This window comes from Nocardia sp. NPDC060220 (assembly GCF_042727815.1).
Taxonomy (GTDB): domain Bacteria; phylum Actinomycetota; class Actinomycetes; order Mycobacteriales; family Mycobacteriaceae; genus Nocardia.
In genome coordinates this window covers 1-2092 of record NZ_JBHWZY010001056.1, presented here as the reverse complement: position 1 = coordinate 2092, position 2092 = coordinate 1, and the positions used below count along the sequence as shown (strand labels likewise).

Genomic DNA, 2092 nt, shown 5'->3' with positions numbered 1-2092 from the left:
GTGCGCACGCTGCCGGAGGCCGACTCCGAGGCCTGGCCCGTTCGCCTGGACGACGATGCGGACTGCACCCGCTTCGGCGTGCGCCGCGTCACCGGGATCAACCCGAACGCGGTGAGCCCGCTGTGGTTGCAGCGCAGGCTGATGCTGTCGGGCATGCGGCCGATCTCCCCGGCTGTCGACGTCACCAACTACGTGATGCTCGAACTCGGTCAGCCCCTGCACGCCTTCGACGCCGCGAAGCTGCACGGCGGTCTGGTGGTTCGCTCGGCGCACAAGGGCGAGACCCTGCGCACCCTCGACGACACCGAGCGCACCCTCGACGCCGAGGACGTGGTGATCGTCGATGATTCCGGCGTCATCTCCCTCGCCGGTGTCATGGGTGGTGCGAGCACCGAGGTCGGCGCGGAGACCACCGACGTGGTGCTGGAAGCCGCCGTCTGGAATCCGCTGCGGGTGTACCGGACCTCGCGCAGGCACAAGCTCTCCTCGGAGGCGGGCAAGCGCTACGAACGCGTCGTCGATCCCGAGATCAACATCGTCGCGCTCGACCGCGCCGCCACCCTGCTCGCCGACATCACCGGCGGCACCATCGAATCCGCGCTCACCGACATCCGGGTGCCGCTGGAGCCGGTCGCGCCGATCGCGATGGACATCGACCTGCCCGACCGCGTCGCCGGCGTCACCTACCCGGCGGGCACCTCCGTGCGCAGGCTGGCCCAGATCGGCGCGGGCGTCGAGATCGAGGTCAACGACGCGGGCAAGACCCAGCTGCTGGTGACCCCGCCGAGCTGGCGCCCCGATCTCTCGCAGCCCGCTGACCTGGTCGAAGAAGTCCTGCGGCTGGAGGGCCTCGAGCAGATCCCGTCCGTGCTGCCGACCGCGCCCGGCGGTCGCGGTCTGACCTCGCAGCAGCGGCGTCGTCGTGCGGTGAGCCGGGCGCTGGCCTTCGCCGGTGCCGTCGAGGTGCCGCCGCCCGCCTTCCTGCCCGGTGGCGTGTTCGAGGTGTGGGGGCTCGACGCCGACGACCCGCGCCGCAACACCACCCGCGTCCTGAACCCCCTCGACAGCGACCGCCCCGAACTGGCGACCACGTTGCTGCCGGGTCTGCTGGAAGTGGCCGCCCGCAACATCTCACGCGGTGCGCGCGACCTGACGATCTACGGCATCGCCCAGGTGGTGCAGCCCGGCGCGCAGACCCACTCGGTCGAGGCGTTGCCGGTGGACCGTCGTCCCACCGACGAGCAGATCGCCGAGCTCAAAGCGTCGCTGCCCGCTCAGCCGGTGCACGTCGTCGCGGTGCTCAGCGGTAAGCACGACCCGCGCGGGCCGTGGGGCCCCGGCCGTGCGGCCGAGGCCGCCGATGCCTTCGCGCTGGTCGACGACATCGCCGACGCGGCGGGTGTGGTCATCGAACGCCGGGCCGCGGCCTACCTCCCGTGGCACCCCGGTCGCTGCGCGGAACTGCTCGTCGACGGTGTGGTCGTCGGCCACGCGGGCGAACTCCACCCCGCCGTCCTGGAGCGCGCCGGTCTGCCGCCGCGCACCTGCGCACTGGAAGTGGACCTCGACGCCCTGCCGCTGAGTGGATCCCTGCCCGCGCCGACGATCTCGGCGTTCCCGGCAGTCCTGCAGGACGTGTCGATCAGCGTCGAGAAGACCGTCCCGGCCGCGCAGGTCGAAACCGCGCTCCGCACCGGCGGCGGCGACCTGCTCGAGAGCATCGCTCTGTTCGACGTCTACGAAGGCGCCCAAGCAGGCGAGGGCCGCAAATCCCTCACGTACGCCCTGCGCTTCCGGGCCCCCGACCGCACCCTCACCGAAGACGAGGCCAGCGCCGCCCGCGACGCCGCCGTCGCCTCGGCCACCACCGCGGTCGGCGCCGAACTGCGCGGCTGATCCTCACCCGACATCCGAAGGCCGCCCGGTTCCGCCGGGCGGCCTTCGTCGTGAGCGGTTGTCCCTCAGGTTGTTTCACGTCTGACGAACCCGAACCCGAACCCGAACCCGGCGCTGCGACGCGAGTGCGGCCGCTGTCGCTCACCGGTGGCGCGCCGCCGATCACGACCGGCACGCGTAGTCGGCGCAAGGATCC

The 2092-nt window shown here is 72.2% G+C and carries 1 protein-coding gene; it reads left to right on the top strand.

Translation table 11 applies throughout. From position 1 onward, the window contains the following. A partial coding sequence (locus tag ACFWF3_RS33535) for a phenylalanine--tRNA ligase subunit beta (RefSeq protein WP_379317980.1) occupies positions 1–1896 on the top strand: 1896 nt, incomplete at its 5' end. Positions 1897–2092 lie beyond the last annotated feature (196 nt).